Annotated in this window: 20 protein-coding genes and 1 riboswitch; of the genes, 19 read left to right on the top strand and 1 reads right to left on the bottom strand. The window is 35.6% G+C overall.

Features of this window, described 5'->3' with window-relative positions:
* Positions 1–66: 66 nt before the first annotated feature.
* The 17 genes from LF20184_RS07595 (at position 67) to LF20184_RS07515 (ending at position 17,624) form a co-directional block, all read left to right on the top strand.
* Positions 67–885, top strand: coding sequence for a Cof-type HAD-IIB family hydrolase (locus tag LF20184_RS07595; RefSeq protein ID WP_010020026.1), 819 nt, complete (start codon positions 67–69; stop codon positions 883–885).
* Between the two features lie 310 nt (positions 886–1,195).
* Entirely contained in the window at positions 1,196–2,047 is an 852-nt protein-coding gene (locus LF20184_RS07590; RefSeq protein ID WP_010020025.1) for a PRD domain-containing protein, read from the top strand.
* 13 nt (positions 2,048–2,060) lie between these two features.
* Positions 2,061–2,411 (top strand): PTS lactose/cellobiose transporter subunit IIA, encoded by a 351-nt coding sequence (locus tag LF20184_RS07585; RefSeq protein WP_010020024.1) that lies wholly within the window; start codon positions 2,061–2,063, stop codon positions 2,409–2,411.
* Between the two features lie 18 nt (positions 2,412–2,429).
* Complete coding sequence (locus tag LF20184_RS07580) at positions 2,430–4,127, top strand: PTS lactose transporter subunit IIBC (protein WP_010020023.1); 1,698 nt, start codon at positions 2,430–2,432, stop codon at positions 4,125–4,127.
* A gap of 13 nt (positions 4,128–4,140) precedes the next feature.
* Positions 4,141–5,562, top strand: coding sequence for a 6-phospho-beta-galactosidase (lacG, locus tag LF20184_RS07575; protein WP_010020022.1), 1,422 nt, complete (start codon positions 4,141–4,143; stop codon positions 5,560–5,562).
* A gap of 266 nt (positions 5,563–5,828) precedes the next feature.
* Complete coding sequence (locus LF20184_RS07570) at positions 5,829–6,683, top strand: PRD domain-containing protein (protein ID WP_010020021.1); 855 nt, start codon at positions 5,829–5,831, stop codon at positions 6,681–6,683.
* A 13-nt stretch (positions 6,684–6,696) separates the two neighbouring features.
* The gene (locus LF20184_RS07565) at positions 6,697–7,047 is read left to right on the top strand and encodes a PTS lactose/cellobiose transporter subunit IIA (RefSeq protein WP_010020019.1); all 351 of its coding nucleotides are present in this window, start codon (positions 6,697–6,699) and stop codon (positions 7,045–7,047) included.
* Between the two features lie 54 nt (positions 7,048–7,101).
* On the top strand, positions 7,102–8,838 hold the full coding sequence (locus LF20184_RS07560; protein WP_010020018.1) for a lactose/cellobiose PTS transporter subunit IIB: 1,737 nt from the start codon (positions 7,102–7,104) through the stop codon (positions 8,836–8,838).
* Positions 8,835–10,262: a 6-phospho-beta-galactosidase gene (lacG, locus tag LF20184_RS07555; RefSeq protein ID WP_010020017.1), complete on the top strand. Its 1,428-nt coding sequence runs from the start codon at positions 8,835–8,837 to the stop codon at positions 10,260–10,262. The genes LF20184_RS07560 and lacG (LF20184_RS07555) overlap by 4 nt, the downstream gene beginning before the upstream one ends.
* Positions 10,263–10,418: 156 nt before the next feature.
* Positions 10,419–11,231 carry a Cof-type HAD-IIB family hydrolase gene (locus LF20184_RS07550; protein WP_010020016.1) on the top strand — a complete coding sequence of 271 codons (813 nt, stop codon included), beginning with the start codon at positions 10,419–10,421 and terminating at the stop codon, positions 11,229–11,231.
* A 98-nt stretch (positions 11,232–11,329) separates the two neighbouring features.
* Entirely contained in the window at positions 11,330–12,190 is an 861-nt protein-coding gene (locus tag LF20184_RS07545) for a PRD domain-containing protein (protein WP_010020015.1), read from the top strand.
* Between the two features lie 266 nt (positions 12,191–12,456).
* Positions 12,457–13,170 carry a gamma-glutamyl-gamma-aminobutyrate hydrolase family protein gene (locus LF20184_RS07540; protein ID WP_010020014.1) on the top strand — a complete coding sequence of 238 codons (714 nt, stop codon included), beginning with the start codon at positions 12,457–12,459 and terminating at the stop codon, positions 13,168–13,170.
* A gap of 61 nt (positions 13,171–13,231) precedes the next feature.
* Positions 13,232–13,366, top strand: a riboswitch (FMN riboswitch).
* Positions 13,367–13,499: 133 nt separating this feature from the next.
* On the top strand, positions 13,500–14,519 hold the full coding sequence (gene ribD, locus LF20184_RS07535; protein WP_029606532.1) for a bifunctional diaminohydroxyphosphoribosylaminopyrimidine deaminase/5-amino-6-(5-phosphoribosylamino)uracil reductase RibD: 1,020 nt from the start codon (positions 13,500–13,502) through the stop codon (positions 14,517–14,519).
* Positions 14,519–15,118, top strand: coding sequence for a riboflavin synthase (ribE, locus tag LF20184_RS07530; protein WP_010020011.1), 600 nt, complete (start codon positions 14,519–14,521; stop codon positions 15,116–15,118). The genes ribD and ribE overlap by 1 nt, the downstream gene beginning before the upstream one ends.
* Positions 15,108–16,310 (top strand): GTP cyclohydrolase II, encoded by a 1,203-nt coding sequence (gene ribA, locus LF20184_RS07525; RefSeq protein WP_010020010.1) that lies wholly within the window; start codon positions 15,108–15,110, stop codon positions 16,308–16,310. Before ribE ends, ribA begins: the two co-directional genes overlap by 11 nt.
* 1 nt (position 16,311) lies before the next feature.
* Complete coding sequence (gene ribH, locus LF20184_RS07520) at positions 16,312–16,773, top strand: 6,7-dimethyl-8-ribityllumazine synthase (RefSeq protein WP_010020009.1); 462 nt, start codon at positions 16,312–16,314, stop codon at positions 16,771–16,773.
* 89 nt (positions 16,774–16,862) lie between these two features.
* On the top strand, positions 16,863–17,624 hold the full coding sequence (locus tag LF20184_RS07515; RefSeq protein ID WP_010020008.1) for a Cof-type HAD-IIB family hydrolase: 762 nt from the start codon (positions 16,863–16,865) through the stop codon (positions 17,622–17,624).
* A gap of 46 nt (positions 17,625–17,670) precedes the next feature.
* On the opposite strand, the gene LF20184_RS07510 is transcribed toward LF20184_RS07515, so the two are convergent.
* Entirely contained in the window at positions 17,671–18,504 is an 834-nt protein-coding gene (locus tag LF20184_RS07510; protein ID WP_010020007.1) for a LysR family transcriptional regulator, read from the bottom strand.
* Between the two features lie 250 nt (positions 18,505–18,754).
* Between LF20184_RS07510 and LF20184_RS07505 the strand changes: the two genes are divergently transcribed.
* Together LF20184_RS07505 and LF20184_RS07500 are read left to right on the top strand one after the other, a co-directional pair.
* On the top strand, positions 18,755–20,056 hold the full coding sequence (locus tag LF20184_RS07505; RefSeq protein WP_010020005.1) for a YeeE/YedE family protein: 1,302 nt from the start codon (positions 18,755–18,757) through the stop codon (positions 20,054–20,056).
* A 12-nt stretch (positions 20,057–20,068) separates the two neighbouring features.
* On the top strand, positions 20,069–21,775 hold the full coding sequence (locus LF20184_RS07500; RefSeq protein WP_010020004.1) for an FAD-dependent oxidoreductase: 1,707 nt from the start codon (positions 20,069–20,071) through the stop codon (positions 21,773–21,775).
* Positions 21,776–21,789: the final 14 nt, after the last annotated feature.

The raw sequence follows: 21,789 nt of genomic DNA, 5'->3' as shown, positions 1-21,789 counted from the left end.
GCCTGAATTGAAAGCGCTTAATTTATAGGCTATTATCAATAGTGAAGTGCGAGGAGGGTATGGAATATGTCAAATATCAAGTTAGTTGCGATGGATATTGATGATACTTTGTTAGACGACAAGAAAAATATTTCTTTAAAAAATAAGCTGGCCATTCAAAAAGCCTTGGGAAAAGGAGTCAAAGTGGTACTCAGCTCAGGCCGGACTTTCAATGGGATGATTGAATATTTAGATGAGTTAGGAATTAATGGTGATGATCAGTTCGTGATTCTCGATGGTGGAGGCGTAGTCCAAAGTGTTTCTGGTAAGATAATTTATCAACAAACGCTATCTAATGCTGCTTATCGAAAGATTGATAAATACGTAGTCGAAAATAATTTGCACTACAATGCGGTGGATGTTCAGGGAAATACTTATACGAGCAATCGAGATTTTATTGACAAATATACCGTTTTACAAGCTTTTGAAAATAATAAAGGGATAATTATCAAGCGTCCAGGAGAGCTGCCTAATGATTTTGAAATAGTAAAAGCCATTTTAAATGAAGATGGTCCAAAATTGGATGCAATTACACCTGAGGTTAATCGTTTGTTTGGCGACAATCATTACGTGGTAAGAACGGATGTTGGATTCTTGGAGATTATGCCCCAGCACGTTAATAAAGGCAATGGATTATTGCATTTAGCCAAGTATTTAGGAATTGGTATAGACGATACACTAGCAATCGGCGATGGGGAGAACGATATACCAATGTTAGAGCAAGCTGGTGTGGCTGTAGTGATGGAAAATGCGGACGATTCAATAAAAAAATTAGCAGATTTTGTGACTACGAATAATAACGAAAGTGGCATAGCAACGGCGTTTGAGAAGTATGTTTTAAATTAAGATAAATAATGACCTAAAAAATAATCTTTTGAAACCGTTTACAAATCATTGTGAATGTTTTATACTAATTTGTGTTGAAAGAAATGAACATGGCTCAGTGAGTTGTTACTATTAAATTAGGCGAGATCACTTAGCACTTTGATTGGAAGTTTTTTAACTCGGTCAAAGTGTGGGTGGTCTTTTTTATTTGTTGAGTGAGTTGTTACTATTAAATTAGGCGAGATCACTTAGTATCACAGACTTGTAGTATTACTGCATAACTGTATACTAGTGGTCTTTTTTTATGGGTTGAAGAAAGGAGGCAATTAAATTGGTACAAATTGTACAAGTTTTTAATAACAACAGTGCTCTGGTTGACATAGGAGACCATCGTCAAGCAATTGTGAATGGAACCGGCATTGCTTTTAACAAGCATAAGGGGTCGGAAATTGACTCTAGAAAAGTGAATAAGATTTTCTATTTGGATACAAAAGAATCACAACAAAATTTATATTTCTTGATTAAAGATATTCCAATCGATATCGTAACTACTACTTATGAAATTATTGACTATGGTGTTAAAAAATATAAGTATCATGTACTAGATTATGCCTATATTACTTTAAGTGATCATATTTTAGGATCTTATAATCGCATAGTGGATGGTACCTATCAAGAAGCATTAATACCAGATATGCACAATGAATATCCTTTAGAATACAGAATTGCTGAACATGCTTTGGAAGTAATTAACAACAATTTAGGTGTTGAATTTCCTAAATCAGAAGTTAAAAGTATTGCTCTTCACTTTATTAATGCCAAGGGTAATGGACCAGAAGAGAATGGTTTGAAGAAAGATGAAAGTCAAGATATTAATGAAATCGTAAACAGTATTTTAGACAAGTATGGAATCAAACGTATTGGTAGCAATAGCAATTATTACGATCGATTCATGATTCATCTCCAATATTTAGCTGGTCGTTTAGATAAACCGGAAGATAAAAAGGAAATTAGTCCTAGCTTAGAAATCGAAATGAAGAAGTCATATCCGGATTCTTTTGAAATTGCTAGTGAGATGTATGATGAGCTTCAAATCAGACTTGATAAAAGTTTAGGATCAAATGAGTTAATTTATTTTATTATTCATATTCAGCGTTTAATTCAAGAAGAAGTTAAAAGTTAGCGAGGAAGAAATTATGGCTGTTACAAAAGAAGATATATCAATGACAGGTTTTGCAATCGTTGCTTATGCAGGGGATGCAAAAACAGCACTTATAAAGGCTTTGGATAATGCTCGTGAAGGTAAAATCGCTGAAGCTAAAAAATTGGTTGAAGAAGCTAATCAATCAATTGTCGATGCTCATAATGAACAAACTAAATTGTTAGCCGATGAAGCTGGTGGCATGGATATGGATGTCACATTCATTATGGTTCATGGTCAGGATACTTTAATGACAACAATGATGTTGATGGATCAATGTAAATTTTTCATTGATGAGTATGAAAGAATCAATAAGATTGAAGAGAAATTAGATATGCAAAATTAAATAAGGGGGATTTAAAAAATGGATGTCATTACTAATAGAATTGAAAAAATGAAACCCGGATTTGAAAAAATTGCTTCTAATGCATACGTTTCAGCAATCCGTGATGGTTTCATCGCCGCAATGCCAATTATTTTGTTCTCAAGTTTGTTCATCCTAGTTGCATATGTTCCAAATGCTTGGGGATATCACTGGCCAACTAATGTTGAAAATAACATTATGATTGCCTATAACTACTCAATGGGTCTTCTAGCTTTATTCGTTACTGCAACAACTGCTAAAAATTTAACAGATACTAAGAATCTAGATTTGCCAAAGACAAATCAAATGAACTCAGTGTCAATTATCATGGCAGCTGAAATCGCCTTTATCATCAGTTCTATCGTTCAAAATAAAGGTGGAGCAGATCTTACTTATTTAGGAACACAAGGTTTAGTAGCATCATATCTTGTTGGTTTGATTGTTCCTAATATTTACTACATTTGTATTAAAAATAACGTTACTATCAAAATGCCTCCACAAGTACCACAGAATATTTCACAGACATTTAAAGACGTTATTCCAATGTTCTTATCAGTTACGGTTTTCTGGGCTTTCTCATTGCTTCTAGTAAATTTAACTGGTAAAAACTTAGCTCAATTAATTATTGCAATGTTAGCACCTATTTTCAGTGCCAGTGATTCTTATCTTGGCTTAGCCATTATTGCTGGTGCGATGGGATTCTTCTGGTTTGTTGGTGTTCAAGGACCATCAATCGTTGCTCCTGCCGTTTCTGCTATTGAAGTTACAAATACAGCGGCTAACTTGAACTTGATCCAAGCCGGTCATCAAGCAACACACGTTTTAGCTCAAAATGCTCAAGATTACGTTATGAACATGGGTGGTACTGGATCAACCTTTATTTTAGTATTCTTGTTCCTATTCCTAGCTAAATCGAAACAATTAAAAGCTTTGGGTAAAGCTTCATTTATTCCAGTTAGTTTCTCAGTTAACGAACCTATTTTGTTTGGTGCTCCAATTATCATGAACCCTATTTTCTTCGTTCCATTCGTCGTCACACCAATGGTCAACATCTGCATGTTCAAGTTCTTTATTGACGTCTTAGGAATGAACGGTATGATGTACACCATGCCATGGGTAATTCCAGCTCCAATTGGTATTTTAGTAAGTACTGGTTTTGCACCATTAGCCTTTGTCTTCGTACTTCTAAGTTTAGTTGTAGACGCATTCATTTGGCTCCCATTCATGAGATCATATGATAGAGATTTACTTACTGCTGAAAATAAGAAGGCAGAAGAAGAAGGAATTGCTGTTGCTGATGCTACTGACGAAACAACAGATGACTCTAATGATGCAACTGTAATGGCAACAGATGAGTCTTCTGATACAGACGATAGTACTTTAGATAAGGATACTGCCGTTATGGTCATTTGTGCCGGTGGTGGTACTAGTGGTATTTTAGCTAATGCTTTGAATAAGATGGCTAAGGAACGTGATTTGCCATTATCAGCTGCTGCACGTGCTTATGGTCAAGATATGAATATGATTCAAGATATGGATCTAGTTATTTTGGCACCACAAATGGAAAGTATGAAAGGTAATGTTCAAAAAATTACCGACAAGTATGGTGTTAAATTAGCAACTACATCAGGTAAAGAATATATTGAGTTGACAAGAAATCCTGAAAAATCATTGAAATTTGTTAAAGATAATTTATAGGAGGATATAATTAATGCTTAAATTACCAAAAGATTTTTTGATGGGCGGAGCTAGTGCTGCTTATCAAGTTGAGGGTGCGACTAAAGAAGATGGCAAAGGTAAAGTTCTTTGGGATGATTATCTTGAAAAGCAAGGTCGCTTTAGTCCAGATCCTGCTGCTGATTTTTATCATCGATATGATGAAGATTTAGCATTATCTGAAAAGTATGGTGTGCAAACTATTCGTGTTTCGATTGCTTGGTCAAGAATCTTTCCAGAAGGCACAGGTAGAATAGAACCACGCGGTGTTGAATATTATCACAAATTATTTGAATCTTGTGCTAAACACCATATTATTCCTTTTGTAACATTACATCATTTTGATACACCACTTACTTTGCACTATAAAGGTGATTGGTTGAGTCAAGAGATGCTCGATGCTTTCGTGGATTATGCCAAATTCTGTTTCAAAGAATTCCCAGAAGTAAAGTATTGGATTACCATCAATGAACCTACTTCTATGGCTATTCAACAAACTGTCAGTGGAACTTTCCCTCCAGGGACTAAGGGACGCTTTGATCTAGCATTTCAAGCTGAACACAACCAAATGGTAGCTTCTGCTAGAATTATCAACGCTTATAAAGAAATGAATCTTGGTGGACAAATTGGTATCGTTCATGCTCTACAAACTGTTTATCCATACAGTGATAGTCCAGAAGACAAACATGCTGCTGACTTGATGGATGCTTTTGAAGACAGATTATATTTGGATGGAACTTTAGCTGGTAAATATAATCCTGAAACTCTTAGTTTAGTCAAAGAAATATTGGATGCTAATAATCAACCTATGTTCAAGCCGACTGATGAAGAGATGGCACAATTGGATAAAGCTGCACACCAAATCGATTTTGTTGGAGTAAATAATTACTTCAGTAAATGGATGCGTGCATATAAAGGTGAATCCGAGATGGTTCACAACGGTACTGGTGCTAAAGGTACGTCAGTTTCTAGATTGCATGGTATTGGTGAAGAAAAGAAACCTGATGGAATTGAGACAACTGACTGGGATTGGTCAATCTATCCTAAAGGGATGCACGATATTTTAATGCGTATCCACAACGAATATCCATTGGTTCCAGCTATCTATGTAACTGAAAATGGTATTGGTTTGAAAGAAAGTCTACCAGAAGGTGCAACCTCTGATACGATTATTGATGATCCAAAGAGAATTGACTATCTTAAGAAATATATTTCTGCAATTGCAGAAGCCATTAATGAAGGTGCAAATGTCAAAGTGTACTTTATTTGGTCATTGCAAGATCAATTCTCATGGACAAATGGTTATAGTAAACGTTATGGATTATTCTTTGTGGATTTTCCAACACAAAAGAGATATGTCAAAAAGAGTGCTTTGTGGTTCAAGAAACTCAGTGAAACCCACGAAATACCTGAATAAAATCAAATTGGTAGAGTTAAGAATTTAATTATTCTTGGCTCTATTTTTTGATTATTTAAAAAAAGTTCGTTGAAACCGTTTACAAATAATTAGATGTGATATATACTAGGTTCTGTTGAAAGATGAATAACTAGTAAATTGTTACTATTAGATTAGGCGAGATTACTAGACACTTCACTTGGATATAACTGTTTCTAATGAACGGCTATATCTAGGGGTTCGTGTCGGTAATCTCGTCTTTTTGCGTCTGGAAAGGGGGCTGGTTGATGGTAGAGATTGCTCAAGTCTTTAATAATAATAGTGCTTTGGTTAACCTAGGAGATCATAAGCAGGCAATTGTTAAGGGTAAGGGTATCGGTTTTCACATGACAAAAGGATCAAATTTAGAATCAAATAAAATCGAAAAAATATTTTATTTAGATACTAAAGGATCACAGGAAAATTTATTTTTCCTAATGAAAGATATACCAATCGATGTGGTTACCACTACTTATGAAATTATTGATTATGCTAAAAAGAAATTTGATTACAATGTTTTGGATTATGTTTATATCACATTAAGTGATCATATCTTTGGCTCATACAGAAGATATCTTTCGCATACGTATTCAGAAAGTTTAGTTCCCGATATGAGCAATCAATACACGACAGAATATTTAATCGCCAGTCATGGTTTAGATGTAATTAATAAAAATCTAGGTGTCAACTTTCCAGAATCTGAGATAAAAAGTATTGCTTTACATTTTATCAACGCTCGTGGTGAAGAAAATCAGGAAAATCACTTGAAGAAAAGTGAGACGATTGACATTAACCAAATTGTTAAAGCAATTTTGATTGATAACAATATTTTTCGAGAAGAGGGTAACGGAAATTATTATGATCGTTTCATGATACATCTTCAGTACTTAACTGGTCGTTTAGATGATCAGACTGATGAGGATGAGGAATTTAGTGAAAAGTTGGAAAAGGAAATGCAAGATTCATATCCGATTTCTTTCAAAATAGCTAAAGATATCTATATCACTATTCAAAACAAGCTAAATAGAAAATTAAGTAGCAATGAACTTTTATATTTCATCATTCATATTCAACGTTTAACGCATGAAAAATCAAAAAGTTAAGAGGTAAATTATTATGGCAGTTACTAAAGAAGATATTTCAATGACAGGTTTTGCAATTGTTGCTTATGCAGGAGATGCTAAGACAGCACTTTTGAAAGCATTAGACAATGCAAGAGAAGGCAAGATTGAAGAAGCTAAGAAATTAGTTGAAGAAGCAAATAAGTCCATCGTTGATGCTCACAACGAACAAACTAAGTTGCTTGCTGATGAAGCTGGTGGCATGGACATGGACGTTACATTTATCATGGTTCACGGTCAAGATACATTGATGACAACAATGATGTTGATGGAACAATGCAAGTTCTTCATCGATGAATATGAACGTATTAATAAGATTGAAGAAAAATTAGACATGAAGAATTAATTATTTAGAAATTTTAAGTATTCAAAATAAACTAACTCTGGGGGGTAAGTACTTATGAATACGATCGTTAAACAGATTGAAAAAGCACAACCGTTTTTCAAGAAACTCTCAGCCAACATTTATCTACAAGCCGTTCGTGATGGTTTCATTTCACTAATGCCAATCATCATCTTCTCGTCCTTGTTCATTTTGGTATCAGCTGTTCCTAATATTTGGGGATTCTACTGGCCAACAAATGTTAATGATGGCTTGATGAAGATTTATAACTTTTCAATGGGTGTTCTATCACTTATGGCTGCTGCCAATGTTGCTAGAGCATTAACTAAGAATTTGAACTTACGTTTGCCAAAGATCAATCAAATTCCTACGGCAGCCGTAATGTTCTCATCACAAATTTCATTCTTACTTGTTGCTGTTGATCCTTTTACTAATAAAGCCGGTGCTTTATTCTTCACAGAAGGATATATGGGTACTAAAGGTTTGCTAGCTGCATTCCTTGTTGGTTTTATTGTTCCAAACATCTACTACTTCAGTTTTAAGAATCATTTAACTTTGAAGATGCCAGATGCTGTACCACAGAATATTTCTTCAGCTTTCGCTAATATCATTCCATTCGCATTAGCTACATCATTCTTCGGTTTGTTTGATGTATTCTTCAGAATGGCAACTGGTACTAACTTGGCTGCTTGGATTATTCAAGTATTAGCTCCATTGTTCACAGCTGCTGATGGTTATGTCGGTTTAGCTATTGTCTATGGTGCTATGGCTTTCTTCTGGTTCATTGGTATTCAAGGTCCTTCAATTGTTGAACCCGCTGTTACAGCTATTTACTTAACAAACGTTGAAACAAATATGAAGATTTTCCAAGCTGGTGGACACGCTACACATATTCTTGCACAAGGTACTCAATACTTCGTTGCTACATTAGGTGGTACTGGTGCTACATTGGTTATCACTTATATGTTTGCTCTTTGGGCAAAATCAAAAGAATTGAAAGCTATCGGACGTGCAGCCGCAATTCCTGTTACATTCGGTGTTAACGAACCTATTTTGTTCGGTGCTCCATTGATCTTGAATCCTATCTTCTTTATTCCATTTATTGGTGCTCCAATTGTTAACGTTTGGTTATTCAAGATATTCGTTGATTACTTGGGAATGAATGGATTTATGTATAACTTACCATGGACAACTCCAGGACCAATTGGATTATACATGGGTGTTGGATTCTCAGTTCAAGCATTGATTTTAGTTGCATTATTGCTAGTAGTCGATGTTGCTATTTACTACCCATTCTTCAAGGCATACGATATGCAAAAAGTTCAAGAAGAAGCTGACAAAGCTGTTGAAGCAGAAGCAAATGGTGAAAGTGGTGTAGAAACTACTGATGCTGTTGTTGCTACAGATGCAGGTGATATTCCTCTAGGACTTACAAAAGATAAAAAAGATTTGAACATTTTAGTTATTTGTGCCGGTGGTGGTACATCAGGTATCTTAGCCAATGCCTTAAATAAGATGGCTAAAGAAAAAGACTTACCAATTGAAGCCGCAGCTGCCGCTTATGGTGCTCACGGTGATCTATTACCAGATATGGATGTTACAGTTCTTGCTCCACAAATGGATGCTATGAAAGATTCACTTAAGAAAGAAGCCGATGCAAGTAATGTTAAGATGATTACTACATCTGGTAAGCAATATATCGATTTGACTAGACATGCTGACAAGGCCTTGAGTTTTATTGTCGATAAACTAAAAGGCAATGATGCTGATCAAGCAGAAGGAGATAAAAAATGACACTGATTAACCGAGTAAAATCATTACCAAAAGGTTTCGTTCTAGGAGGAGCTACTGCAGCTTATCAAGTAGAAGGAAATACTAAAGTAGACGGTAAAGGGAAGACCATGTGGGATGATTATTTGAAAAAGCAAGGCCGTTTTAGCCCTGATCCTGCAAGTGATTTTTACAACCGTTATCCAGAAGACTTAGCTCTATCTAAGAAGTATGGACTCAATGCCATTCGTGTTTCAATTGCTTGGAGTAGAATTTTCCCAGATGGCTATGGTGAGCCTAATCAAAAAGGTGTTGAATACTATCACAAGTTATTCAAGCAATGCCTAGATGATGGCGTTGAACCTTATGTAACTTTGCATCACTTTGATACACCAAAGACTTTATTTGACCAAGGTGATTGGTTGAACAGAAAGCAAATTGATTATTTTGTTGATTATGCTAAATTCTGTTTCAAAGAATTTCCGGAAGTTACTAATTGGTTCACAATTAATGAATTGATCTCATTAGCACAATCACAATATATTGGTGGAAACTTCCCACCTAATCATCATTTCGATGTATCTAGTGCTATCCAAGCTGAACACAATGAATTATTAGCACATGCCCGTGTAGTTAACTTGTTCAAAGAGATGGGATGCAAAGGCAGAATTGGTTTGATTCATGTTATTCAACCAGTTTATCCAATCGTTGATACACCAGAAAATCGCCATGCTGCAGCGCTACAAGATGCTTTCATCAATCGCTTCCTACTAGATGGAACATTCCTTGGTGAGTACAGTGACGAAACAATGAGTTTGATCAATGAAATCTTGGAAAAGAATGATGCTCATTTGAATATCCAAGATGGTGATATGGAAATCTTGAAGAAGGCAAGTACCCAAAATGACTTCTTCGGATTGAATTATTATCAAAATCAATATGTCAGAGCTTATGATGGTGAAAGTGGCAATACCTTCAATGGTACTGGTGATAAAGGTACTAGTTCATTTAGATTCCATGGTGTCTGTGAAACAGTTAAGAATCCTGATATTCCAACTACTGATTGGGATTGGAACATTTATCCAGAAGGGTTATATGATGTTTTGACAAGAATCCACCGTGAATATAAGAATTGCAAAACTATTTACATCACTGAGAATGGTATTGGTATGAAAGAGCACATTGCTGATGACGCTCCAGACGACTTTATCTATGATGATGATAAACGAATCGATTACGTTGACCAACATCTACAAGCTATATTAAAGGCTCGTGATGAAGGTGTTGATGTTAATGGTTACTTTATTTGGTCATTGCAAGATCAGTTCTCATGGGCAAATGGTTACAACAAGCGCTATGGTTTATTCTACGTAAACTTTGATAATCAGAAACGTTATGTTAAAAAGAGTGCACTATGGTTTAAAGAACTTTCAGATACAATGAAATAATTTTAACTTCCCTCAATTGAAAAATTTCAGTAACTGTTAGATAGCTTTTTCCTAGGTAAAAAATTAAGCGTTGAAATAAAGGAACCTCGAGAAAATAAAAATTCTCAAGGTTCTTTTTTCTATTACAATAGAAGTAAATAAACAAAGGAGATTGTGATGACTTACAAATTAATTGCATTAGACATGGATGATACGCTTTTAACGTCTCAAAAGACGATATCGGATACGAATAAAGAAATGATTCAAAAGGCTCTCTCCAAAGGCATTAAAGTAGTTTTATGCTCGGGGAGAACTCACAATGCTGTGATTGACTACGCTAAAGAATTAGGTATCGATGGTGCTGATCAGTATATGATTACTAATGGTGGGGCAATTATTGAAAATTTGGCGGGAAAAATCATTTATCAACGGATGATGAGTAATGATTTTTATCGTCAATTTGTGCACTTTATCAAGGAAAACGACCTACATTATAATGTCGTTGATAATCAAGGCAACACGTACACTAGTCAGAGTGATTGGTTTGATAAATACACCATCATGCAAGCTTATGAGAATGATAACGGATTGTTTGTTCGTGAACCAGATGATTTGCCAGCTAATTTTGAAATCACTAAGGCTATCATTAATGGCGATGAAAAGAAATTGGATGCTATCACACCAATGGTCAATGACAAATTTGCCAAGGATTATTTCGTAGTAAGAACTGGCGTTGGTTTCTTAGAGATTTTTCCTAAGGATGTTAATAAAGGAAATGCCATTAAGATTTTGGCAAAGGATTTAAATTTGGATTTGTCTGAAGTAATGGCGATGGGAGATCGTGACAATGATATTCCAATGTTAAAAATCGTTGGTAAAGGAATTGCTATGGGAAATGGAATGCCCCAAGTGAAAGCTGCTGCCGACTTTGTGACCGCTGATAATAATCACAGTGGCGTTGGCTTAGCAATTGAAAAATTTGCTTTATAAAATCATAATCATTTTTCAGGATACGCTTTCATTATTTTGCTCGATTTGACCGCAAATACCCGAAAGTACTTTATAATTAAAGTTATGAGGAGGGGATTATGCGATTACTGATTGAACAAGTTTTTAATAACAATACAGCTGTCGTTAATTTGGGGGACAACCAACATGCGATAGTCAAAGGCAAAGGGATAGCTTTCAATAAATCCAAAAAATCCTTTCTAGATAGTTCCAAGATAGAGAGGATTTTTTATTTGGATTCTGAGGAATCACAAAAAGATTTGTATTTCTTATTAAAGGATATTCCCATTGATGTAGTAACTACTACTTATGAAATAGTTGATTATGCCAAGAAAAATTTCAATTATTCTGTCATGGATTACATTTATATAACGCTCAGTGACCATATATTTGGAGCGTACCAGCGTTACAATAACGGTCAATATAAGGAAAGCCACATTCCTGATATGAGTGATAATTACTTGGATGAATATTTAATAGCTAGCAAGGGATTGAACATCATTAACCATAACTTAAATATTCAACTACCAGACTCAGAAATCAAAAACATAGCGTTACATTTCATCAATGCAAAAACTGATAAAAAAGTCGTCGAGCATAACGATGAAGTGAAAGTCGATTTTAATAAAATAATCAAGCGTGTAATGATTAAAAACAATATTTTTCGTACAAAAAGCAATGCTAATTATTATGATCGTTTCATGGTACATCTACAATATCTTTCACAGAGGTTGAAAAACAAATCTCAAGATACCAATTTTGATAAGAAAATCGAGTTGGAGATGGAACGAGACTATCCTGGATCAACAAGCATTGCTAAACAAATTTCTTTTGAAATCAAGCAAGTAATGGGAGTGGAATTAAGCAGTAAAGAATTATTGTACTTTATTATCCATATTCAACGGATCACCCAAGAGGATGGTTTGAATCAAAATAAGTAAATTTCTAATAAAAGAAGGATTTATTTCATCAAAATAATGCATTTAAGGTGTTGTTTTGACAGAAATGAATCCTTTTTTTCTTTTATTAAATAAAAATTAGAAGTCGTGAAATCCCTTTAAATTCCTTGAAAAAATCTTAAAATTTGAAATTTAATAGATAGATGCTTGAATTATAATTAGAAAATATTTAATATTATTAATAAATCGTTTGACAGATTAAAATAGAGTGCTAATCTAAAATAAAATTGAAAAAGGAGCGATTGCTCATGAGTAAAATAATTGGAATTACCGCAGATATTTTTTTAGGTGCTACAGACGTGATCAATCAAAAATTGATGGATTTTGTTCCCCGTCCGCTCGTTAATGGAGTCATCGCTGCTGGCGGTATTCCAGTTAGTTTACCCTCAATTCCTAAAGAAGAGGTCAATGGTTTGATTGCGAGATTAGATGGAATAATTTTTCCTGGCGGTCCTGATATTGATCCCATCTTTATGGGCGAAGAGCCGATACCTAATCTTGGCGTTACTAATCGTACTAGAGATTTATTCGAAATTGCTTTGGCTAGAACAGCAGTTGCTAAGAGGATTCCCATTTTAGGAATTTGTCGAGGTGCTCAGGTCATCGATGTGGCTTTAGGTGGTTCAGTTTATCAGGATCTAACAAGTCAATATCCTGGTAAGCTGTTGAAACATCACCAACAATCGCCAGGTGATCAGCCGACCCATTTTGTTTCAGTCGATCATGATTCTCAGTTATTTAAGTCAATTGGAGATAATGTTTTCGTTAATTCTAGACATCATCAAGCAATTAAAAATGTTCCAGAAGGTTTAAAAGTAGTTTCCAAAGCAACTGATGGCGTAATCGAGGGTGTCGAAAATGAAGATGCGACCGTTCAAGCTGTTCAGTGGCATCCTGAAAATCTTTGGCAACATGATTCGCAACAATTACAATTATTTAAAGATTTTATCGCTCGAACATAATAAAAAGCATGACTTGTCAAAATTATTTTTGTGTTGTAGTATTTTTAATTGAAAACTGAATAGATTTCTTCGGGGCAGGGTGTAATTCCCGACCGACGGTGACAATTCAACGAAATTGAAGTCCGTGACCCACGCAAGTGGTGGACCTGGTGAGAATCCGGGACCGACAGTATAGTCTGGATGGTAGAAGAACAATGAAATAATTATTTCATGCTATAAGTAGGCTTATTTGAGTCGCTCTCGTGTGAAATCTTATTTAGCTTATCTTTAGCCCCGCATTTTTTTATGCGGGGCTTTTTTTGTGGGGTGAATAGGATTTGGATAGATTTATGAAATTAGCTTTTGAGGAAGCTAAGAAGGGAATTAATACGTGGACTAATCCTCAAGTCGGTGCGGTGATCGTAAAAAATGACCAAATTTTAGGTCAGGGACATCACGCAACTTTTGGACATGAACATGCAGAAATCAATGCTTTTAAATCATTAAAAAATATTGACGATGCTAAAAATGCCACGTTATACGTAACTTTAGAGCCTTGCTCACATTTTGGTAAAACGCCACCTTGCGTGCAAAAAATAGCTGAATTAGGTGTTAAAAAGGTCGTTATCGGACAAATTGATCCTAATCCACTAGTAAGTGGCAAAGGTGTTAAATACTTGCAAGAGCACGGGGTAGAAGTTGAAGAACAATTGATTAGTTCTGAATTAAACCGCTCATACAATTATTTTTATAAAAACAATCGTCCACTGGTGACAGTCAAGTATGCAATGACTTTGGACGGAAAAATCAATAAAAACGATGGGCAACGGTCAATCGTATCAAATCAAGCTACGTTTGAAGATTCTCAACAATTGCGCAGCCAACAACAAGTCATTTTGATTGGAGAGAATACCTTAAAAATCGATGATCCAGCTTTGACTGTTAGGGATAGAAAAATGCTCTTCCCACCAATCAGAGCAGTAGTTGTGAGAGATATCAATCAAATATCTTTAGATTTAAAAATTTTCCAAACTGATGAACCAATTTGGCTTTTCAGTGAAAAGAAGAATCGTCGAACTTTACCAAAAAACGTTGAAGTCATCGTAGGCGAGTGGACACCAGAAAATATTTTGAATTATCTGACTGCTCAAAAGGTTCAGGCAGTTCTAGTTGAAGGTGGCAGTTTCTTGCAAGCTAAGTTTTTATCCGCCGGTCTAGTAGAAAAGTTAGTAATTTATTTAGCTAACAAAATTTATGGCTCTGGTTTGCCAGCAGTTTGGGGTGTGGATTTTGATCCGCTAGATTTTGCCAAACCAACTGTAGAATCGTTAGCCGATAATTTGAAAATAACGACGTGGAGGAAAGACTGATGTTTACAGGAATTATAAAAAATATTGGCACGATTGCTGGCGTAAATCGCGAAAATGATAACTATCGTTTAACTATCAACCATGGTTTGAAAGACTTGAATCTAGGCGACAGTATTTCTATCAATGGAATTTGTCTAACCGTTGTTGATTTCCAAAAGGATCAATTTCAAGTTGACGTTATGCCAGAAACTATTAAGCGAACCAATTTAGCAGAAATGTCAGTTGGCACAAAAGTAAACTTAGAACCGGCATTGAGACCAAACTCTGAAATTGGTGGTCATTTCGTACTGGGACACGTTGATACAACAGGTAAATTATTATCCAGAGAAGTGACTGAAAATTCGGTATTATTAACATTTTCAATACCTAAAAAGTACAATCCTTACTTAGTTGAAAAAGGTTCAATTGCAATTGATGGGGTGAGTTTGACTTTGATTGCAGTGACTGAGGACACTTTCCAAGTGGGTATTATCCCTTATACGCAAGATGAAACAATTCTAGGCTCTTTAGAAGTTGATCAGACAGTTAATCTAGAGACTGATATTTTGGGAAAATACATTTATAAAGATTTGAAACGGGGCTATCAAGATGAAAAATAACGAGATTATTGCCAAAGTTGAACGAGCAATTGCAGATTTGAAACAAGGAAAATTAATTATCGTCGCTGATTCTGAAAAAAGAGAAGCCGAAGGAGATATGCTGGGATTGGCCGACTTTGTCACGCCAGAAAATGTCAATTTCATGATTACGCATGCTCGCGGTTTGTTGTGTGTACCAATGGCAAAATCAGTTGCCGAGAAATTGAACTTGCATCCGATGACAAAATCACACGATGCTTTTGGAACAGCTTTTACTGTAAGTACTGATAGCAAGGAAACTACGACCGGAATTTCAGCCTTTGACCGAGCTACAACGATTCAAAAATTAGCTCAATCAAGTGATGCTGATGACTTTTACCATCCAGGTCATATTTTCCCATTGATTGCTAGAGATAATGGCGTAATTGAAAGAGACGGTCACACTGAAGCCGCGGTTGATTTGGCTAAAATTGCTCAAGCCACACCAGTAGCTTATATTTGCGAAGTAGTCAGAGAAAATGGTCGCATGGCTAGAAGACCACAATTAAAGCAAATTGCCGAAGAAAATAATTTAACTTTCATCACGATTGCGGATATCATCAATTATCGCTATTTAAAGAATTTTGATGTATTACACGCAATCTCAGACGTTGATCTACCAACTAAGTTTGGTCATTTCCGTTTGAAGTCATTTACTTATAAAGATGAGCCAGTCTTAGTAATTTATAAAGGTCAAATTCAAAATAAAGCTGATTTGTTATTACGAGTTCATTCTGAATGTTTGACTGGAGATATCTTAGGTTCAAAACGTTGTGATTGCGGTGAACAGTTGGAACAATCACTGCAAAGAATTGAAAAAAATGGCAGTGGTGCCGTGATCTATTTGCATCAAGAAGGCCGTGGAATTGGTTTGATCAACAAATTACGTGCTTATCAATTGCAAGATGAAGGCTTAGATACAGTTGAAGCTAACTTGAGACTTGGCTTTAAGGCTGACCAAAGAGATTATCGTGTTGTTTTAGCAATTTTGGAAGAATTGGGTGTTGAATCAGTCGATTTATTGACAAACAATCCTGATAAACTAAAACAATTAGAGCAATTCGGCTTAAAGGTAAATCGTGTAGCTTTAGAAACTGAACCTAACGATAATGACATTGACTATCTAAGAACGAAGAAACAAAAATTCAATCATTTATTAAACGAGGTAGACTAAAATGAAACAAATTAACGGAAATTTGAACGGTCAAGGATTAAGAATTGGCATCGTGGTTGCGAAATTCAACGAAGTAGTTACCAACAAATTACTTTCGGGTGCGCTTGATAAGTTGGAACAATTAAACGTTGATGCAGCAGATATTACAGTGGTTAAGGTTCCGGGAGCTTTTGAAATTCCTCGAATGGCTCAAAAGTTAGCTAAGAGTGGTCAAGTTGATGGAATTATTACTTTAGGGGCAGTTGTCAGAGGAGAAACGGCTCACTTTGATTACGTTTGCTCTCAATCGGCAGCTGGAGTCAGTCAAGTTTCCTTAAATGGTGAAGTTCCGGTTATGTATGGAATTTTGACTACTAATGATATGTCGCAAGCTTTGAATCGAGCTGGGGGGAAAGCTGGTAATAAAGGTAGCGAATGTGCAAGTGATGTCGTTGAAGTCATCAATGCCGAAAAAAATATCTAACAATCCTAATTGTCTATTAACTCTTTATAACAAAATCGTTATTTTGGATTACAATTTTCATAGAATGAGTAATCTAAGGAGTGTTATGTATGGGTTATAAATTAATTGCAATCGATATGGATGGTACGCTCTTGAATTCGAAGCAAAAGGTTTCTCAAAAAAACATTCAAGCAATTCAAGAGGCTAAGTCAAAAGGAATTTATGTAGTGCTTTGTTCAGGCAGAGCTTATGATGGGATAATTGACAGTGCTAAAATTTTAGGAATCAACGAGTCAGATCAATATATGATTTGTTACGGTGGCAGCGTTATTCAAAATTATGATCAAGAGGTCATTTATCAACGGACTCTGAAGAATGAAAATTGTGAAGAAATTGCTCGATTCTTAACAAATAAAAAGATTCACTACAAATTTATCGACAATACGGGAACGTTATATCAGTCGTATCAAGATTGGATTGAAAAGCACATGCTGAATCCAAAATTAGGTATCGTCAAAGTATTGCTAAAAACTAGAAAGCATAAATTGCCTGAGGTTTTGAAATTAGTACATGAACAATATGATAGTGACTATTTTGTCGTGCAAACGAGTGAAAAAGAATTAGAAATTTTCCCCAAAAATGTCAACAAAGGCAACGCCTTAGAAAGATTGACCAAATATCTAAAAATCAGTCCCAAAGAAGTTATGGCTATTGGGGATTATGATAACGATATGCCAATGTTTAAAACTGCAAAATTCAGTGTCGCTGTTGACAATGCCATTCCTAAAGTAAAACAATTAAGCGATGCCGTGGTGGCCGATAATGATCACGATGGTGTAGCAGAAGCAATTGAAAAATACGTGTTAGAGTAAGCAAAAGGACATCCCATTGAAACTGGATGTCCTTTTTTTATAGAAATTAAAATCGTAATTGTGGTAACAATGTTTTGACTAGTTGGATCAATTTTTGGATTTCATTTGAATTAGGAAGTTTCGGATTGATCAAATAAAACTCGTTGCAGAAGTCGTTTGTTAATTGTTGATAGGGCAACAAGCTATTAGTGATTGAACGTTTAGAAATTATTGCCTTGCCGATATTTCTTGAGATGAGCTTAATAATGAGATCATTGTCGTTTACCTTGATTATTTTTGTGGGACGCAAATGGTGTTCGTTGAAATATTTGTCAGTATATTCTCGTTGAGTAGAACCGGGTTTGCCAACTATCCATTCAGGGTTGTCACTATCGCCGGCCAAAACCATCTCGTCAGTAGCAAAAGAAATTTGTTCAATTTCGTGAGTCACGATAGGCTTTTCAATTATTCCAAAGTCGATTTCACGTTTAATAATTTCTTCTAAGATTTTTTCTGAATCGCCAGTCACCAGTTGAAAGTCGAAGTAATCGAGATATCTTTTGAGACTTTGCATTAATGGCGGCAAAACGTGACTAGCAGTAGTTGGGGAAGCTCCAATTACACATTTGATACGGTTGCTCTTGTGCTTTTTTACTAAGTGGTTGAGCGAGTTTTCCCAACTATTCAAGACTAACTGTGAATCACGATAAAAGCGGTTAGCATTTTCAGTCGGAACGAGTTGTTTGTTGCCATTGCGTTTGAATAATTGTACGCCAAGCTCTTTTTCGAGTTTTTTGATTTGAATCGAAACAGTCGGTTGCGTCACGTATAATTCTTTAGCTGCCCGAGTGATACTACGAGTTTCGTATACTTTTTGAAATGCAGTGATATCCCTAAACATAGCGTTTTCTCCTCGATATAAAGAATATTTATCAATGAATATATAAATATAATAACACATGAACATTGTGAAATAATTATGAAGTTAAAATGTTGCTATGATTGCAAAAATACCAATTACAAGTGATTGATATTTTTAATATAATAAAAAATTCACAATAAAACAAGAGCGAAATTACTTCTATCTAAGTAACGTATAAATAAATTCTATGCTACATTAAAAGCATAAAAATAAGTTAGGGGGCTATATTATGGAAAATGTAGATAGAAGTATAGAACCAAACCCCATCAAGTGGGATAAGGCTATAGGCTTTGTTTTATTCTTTATTTTAATTATCGGTGCACCATTTGTTTTGCCATCGAATATGCATTACTTGCGACTTTTGATGGGCTTAGCACTGGGCTACATATTATCTAGATCTTATACGGGATTTGCAGGGAGTGTTAATCGGGCTTACAAAACTGGTTCAACGAAATTAATGAGAACAATGATGTTCATGTTTTTGATCACTGCAATTGCTAATGTTACATTTTTAATGTTTACAAAGGATTTAACAACTTACGCATTGTCGATTAATCCGATTAATTTGGGCTTGATTTTGGGCGGTTTGTTGTTCGGATTTGGAATGGCATTTTCATCTTGTTGTGCAACAGGTGTTATGACAGATTTGGCAACGGATTTACCAAGAGCCGGCGTAACTTTAGTTTTCTTCTGTTTAGGAGTGTTCCTTGGTTTTCCACTTCAAGCTACACAATCATGGATCAAAGGCTCAATTGCAACTTCAGCCACAGGTAAAAAATTTGCACAAGGTATTTATATGCCAGACTGGTTTAAGTGGGACGGATTAGATGGATATCTTGGAGCAGTGATTTTAACAGCACTTTTGGTCAGCCTCGTTATTTATCTTTCCTATCGTTATGAAAAGAAGCGCCGTCAAAAAGATACTTATTCTGGCGTACCTTCAGAGCGTGTTCAAGATAGTCCTCAAGACGAAGACATTGCTAACTTCACTATGGGTAGCGAATCTACTTACAATGTTTTGTTCAAGAAACCTTGGACTTTAAAACAAGATGCCGTAGGGATGACAATTATTTTTGTTTTGATGATGGGATTGACTAAATCAGGTTGGGGAGCATCAACTCCTTATGGTTTCTGGTTTGGAAAGGTTCTTAATATCTTTGGTGTTTCTGCTACATCACTAGCAAACTTTACTCATCAACCAGCTGCCGTTTATTCAGGACCATTTTTGGCAAACGGTGTGACGGTCCAAAATATGGGTATTTTCTTAGGAGCTATCATTTTCATTTTCACAGCGGGATTATTTAAGCAAACTATGCATTCTGTTTCTACTTTGAATTTCAAGAGTGCTTCCTTATTTGCACTAGGTGGATTTACAATGGGATTTGGAACTAGATTATCTAATGGATGCAACGTTGGGGCCCTTTATACTCCAATCGCTCAATTCTCAGTCTCTGGTTGGATTTTCTTGGCAGCCTTAGTGCTAGGTGGAATTATTGGTAACAAATTGTCTAAAACTATTTACGGATATTAGGGGGATATAATAATGGATAATAAAAAAATCGTCGTCGTAGGTGGAGTTGCCGGAGGGGCATCTTCAGCAGCTAGAGCTCGTCGTTTGGATGAATTTGCAGAAATCACGATGTTTGAAAAAGGACCCAACGTATCTTTCTCAAACTGTTCATTGCCATATCATTTGAGTGGCGTTATTCCAGATGCCGACAGCATTGTTTTGATGACACCAGAACAATTCAAGAATCAATACAATATTGATGCCGAAGTAAATTCTGAAGTAACCGATGTTGATACTGATAAAAAAGAAGTAGAAGTTAAAAATACACAAACAGGTGAATTGAAAAAAGTACCTTATGATGAATTGATCCTATCACCGGGTGCTAATCCAATCATGCCAAACTGTATCAAAGGTATCGACAAGGATAATGTCTTTTCAGTTAGAAATGTTGTCGATATTAAGAAAATTCAAACTTATTTAGAAGTCAACAAAGTTACTGACGTTGCTATCATCGGTGGTGGATTTATCGGTTTGGAAGTTTGCGAAAACTTAGCTCAAACTGATAAGAATGTTTCCTTAATTGAAGCTTCTGGTCACGTAATGGGAACAATTGATGATGATTTTGCCGAATTAGTTCATAAAGAACTTTACGATCATGGGGTAAACGTGGTCTTAAATGATGGATTAGCAGAAATTACTGATGATCATATCAAACTAGGTTCAGGTCGAGAAATTAAATCACAAGTTGTCATCATGGCAATTGGTGTTAAACCAGATACTGCTTTAGCTACAAAGATTGGCTGCAAATTAGGTTTAACTGGTGGTATTGCTGTTGATCATCAATACAGAACTTCTATTCCTAATGTATATGCAGTTGGTGATGCTATCGAAGTAAGTCATATGATTACTCGTAAGAAGACTCGTTTGGCCTTAGCTTTCCCAGCTCAGATGCAAGCAAGAGACGCCGTTGACCATATTTATGGTAGAACAGTTGAAAATAGAGGAGTTATTGGTTCACAAGTAATTCATGTCTTTGATATTAACGTTGCTTCTACAGGTTTGACTGAGAATGAATGTCAAAAGGATGGTATTGACTATCGAACAGCAGTAGTAATTCCAAAGAGTCGTGTTGGTATCATGCCTGATGCTACGCCATTATACTTCAAATTGATTTTTGGTTATCCAAGTGGAGAAGTTCTCGGCGCTCAAGCTTTAGGTAAGTCAGATGTCGACAAGCAAATTGATATTGTTTCGACAATGATCTCTATGCATGGACACATTTCAGACTTAACTCATTTGGAAGTTTGCTACTCACCATGGTTCAGTACTGCTAAGAATGCCGTTAATATGGCAGCCTTAGTTGCAGAAAATGTTTTGAATGGTGAATTTGAACAAATTCAAGTCAAAGACGTTCGTAAATTAGTCGAAAAAGGTGCTTTCATTGTTGATGCACGTGAACCAGCAGAATACGAAGAAGGACACATCAAATCAGCTGTCAATATTCCTTTGAGCCAATTCCGTCAAAGATTGGATGAGATTCCAACTGATCGTCCAGTTTACGTACACTGTCTAACGGGACAACGTAGTTACAATATGGTTCGTGCATTAAATAATCGAGGGTATAATAATATTATTAATATTGATGGCTCATACTTAGCATTGTGTGAATATGAATACTTTAAAGATCAAACAACTGATCGTAAACCAATCGTGACAAATTATCGTTTTGATTTGTTGTAAAAATTAGAGGAGTG

The sequence above is a fragment of the Companilactobacillus farciminis KCTC 3681 = DSM 20184 genome, assembly GCF_002706745.1.
Lineage (GTDB): Bacteria > Bacillota > Bacilli > Lactobacillales > Lactobacillaceae > Companilactobacillus > Companilactobacillus farciminis.
The sequence above is the reverse complement of the archived record's forward strand: the minus strand, read 5'-3'. Positions and strand labels throughout refer to the sequence as shown.

What these genes read in the sequence shown, in the direction of transcription:
- LF20184_RS07595 (WP_010020026.1), top strand. Translation starts at nt 67, where the DNA reads ATGTCAAATATCAAGTTAGTTGCGATGGATATTGATGATACTTTGTTA.
- LF20184_RS07585 (WP_010020024.1), top strand. Translation starts at nt 2,061, where the DNA reads ATGGCTGTTACAAAAGAAGATATATCAATGACAGGTTTTGCAATCGTT.
- LF20184_RS07580 (WP_010020023.1), top strand. Translation starts at nt 2,430, where the DNA reads ATGGATGTCATTACTAATAGAATTGAAAAAATGAAACCCGGATTTGAA.
- lacG (WP_010020022.1), top strand. Translation starts at nt 4,141, where the DNA reads ATGCTTAAATTACCAAAAGATTTTTTGATGGGCGGAGCTAGTGCTGCT.
- LF20184_RS07570 (WP_010020021.1), top strand. Translation starts at nt 5,829, where the DNA reads ATGGTAGAGATTGCTCAAGTCTTTAATAATAATAGTGCTTTGGTTAAC.
- LF20184_RS07565 (WP_010020019.1), top strand. Translation starts at nt 6,697, where the DNA reads ATGGCAGTTACTAAAGAAGATATTTCAATGACAGGTTTTGCAATTGTT.
- LF20184_RS07560 (WP_010020018.1), top strand. Translation starts at nt 7,102, where the DNA reads ATGAATACGATCGTTAAACAGATTGAAAAAGCACAACCGTTTTTCAAG.
- lacG (WP_010020017.1), top strand. Translation starts at nt 8,835, where the DNA reads ATGACACTGATTAACCGAGTAAAATCATTACCAAAAGGTTTCGTTCTA.
- LF20184_RS07550 (WP_010020016.1), top strand. Translation starts at nt 10,419, where the DNA reads ATGACTTACAAATTAATTGCATTAGACATGGATGATACGCTTTTAACG.
- LF20184_RS07545 (WP_010020015.1), top strand. Translation starts at nt 11,330, where the DNA reads ATGCGATTACTGATTGAACAAGTTTTTAATAACAATACAGCTGTCGTT.
- LF20184_RS07540 (WP_010020014.1), top strand. Translation starts at nt 12,457, where the DNA reads ATGAGTAAAATAATTGGAATTACCGCAGATATTTTTTTAGGTGCTACA.
- ribD (WP_029606532.1), top strand. Translation starts at nt 13,500, where the DNA reads ATGAAATTAGCTTTTGAGGAAGCTAAGAAGGGAATTAATACGTGGACT.
- ribE (WP_010020011.1), top strand. Translation starts at nt 14,519, where the DNA reads ATGTTTACAGGAATTATAAAAAATATTGGCACGATTGCTGGCGTAAAT.
- ribA (WP_010020010.1), top strand. Translation starts at nt 15,108, where the DNA reads ATGAAAAATAACGAGATTATTGCCAAAGTTGAACGAGCAATTGCAGAT.
- ribH (WP_010020009.1), top strand. Translation starts at nt 16,312, where the DNA reads ATGAAACAAATTAACGGAAATTTGAACGGTCAAGGATTAAGAATTGGC.
- LF20184_RS07515 (WP_010020008.1), top strand. Translation starts at nt 16,863, where the DNA reads ATGGGTTATAAATTAATTGCAATCGATATGGATGGTACGCTCTTGAAT.
- LF20184_RS07510 (WP_010020007.1), bottom strand. Translation starts at nt 18,504, where the DNA reads ATGTTTAGGGATATCACTGCATTTCAAAAAGTATACGAAACTCGTAGT.
- LF20184_RS07505 (WP_010020005.1), top strand. Translation starts at nt 18,755, where the DNA reads ATGGAAAATGTAGATAGAAGTATAGAACCAAACCCCATCAAGTGGGAT.
- LF20184_RS07500 (WP_010020004.1), top strand. Translation starts at nt 20,069, where the DNA reads ATGGATAATAAAAAAATCGTCGTCGTAGGTGGAGTTGCCGGAGGGGCA.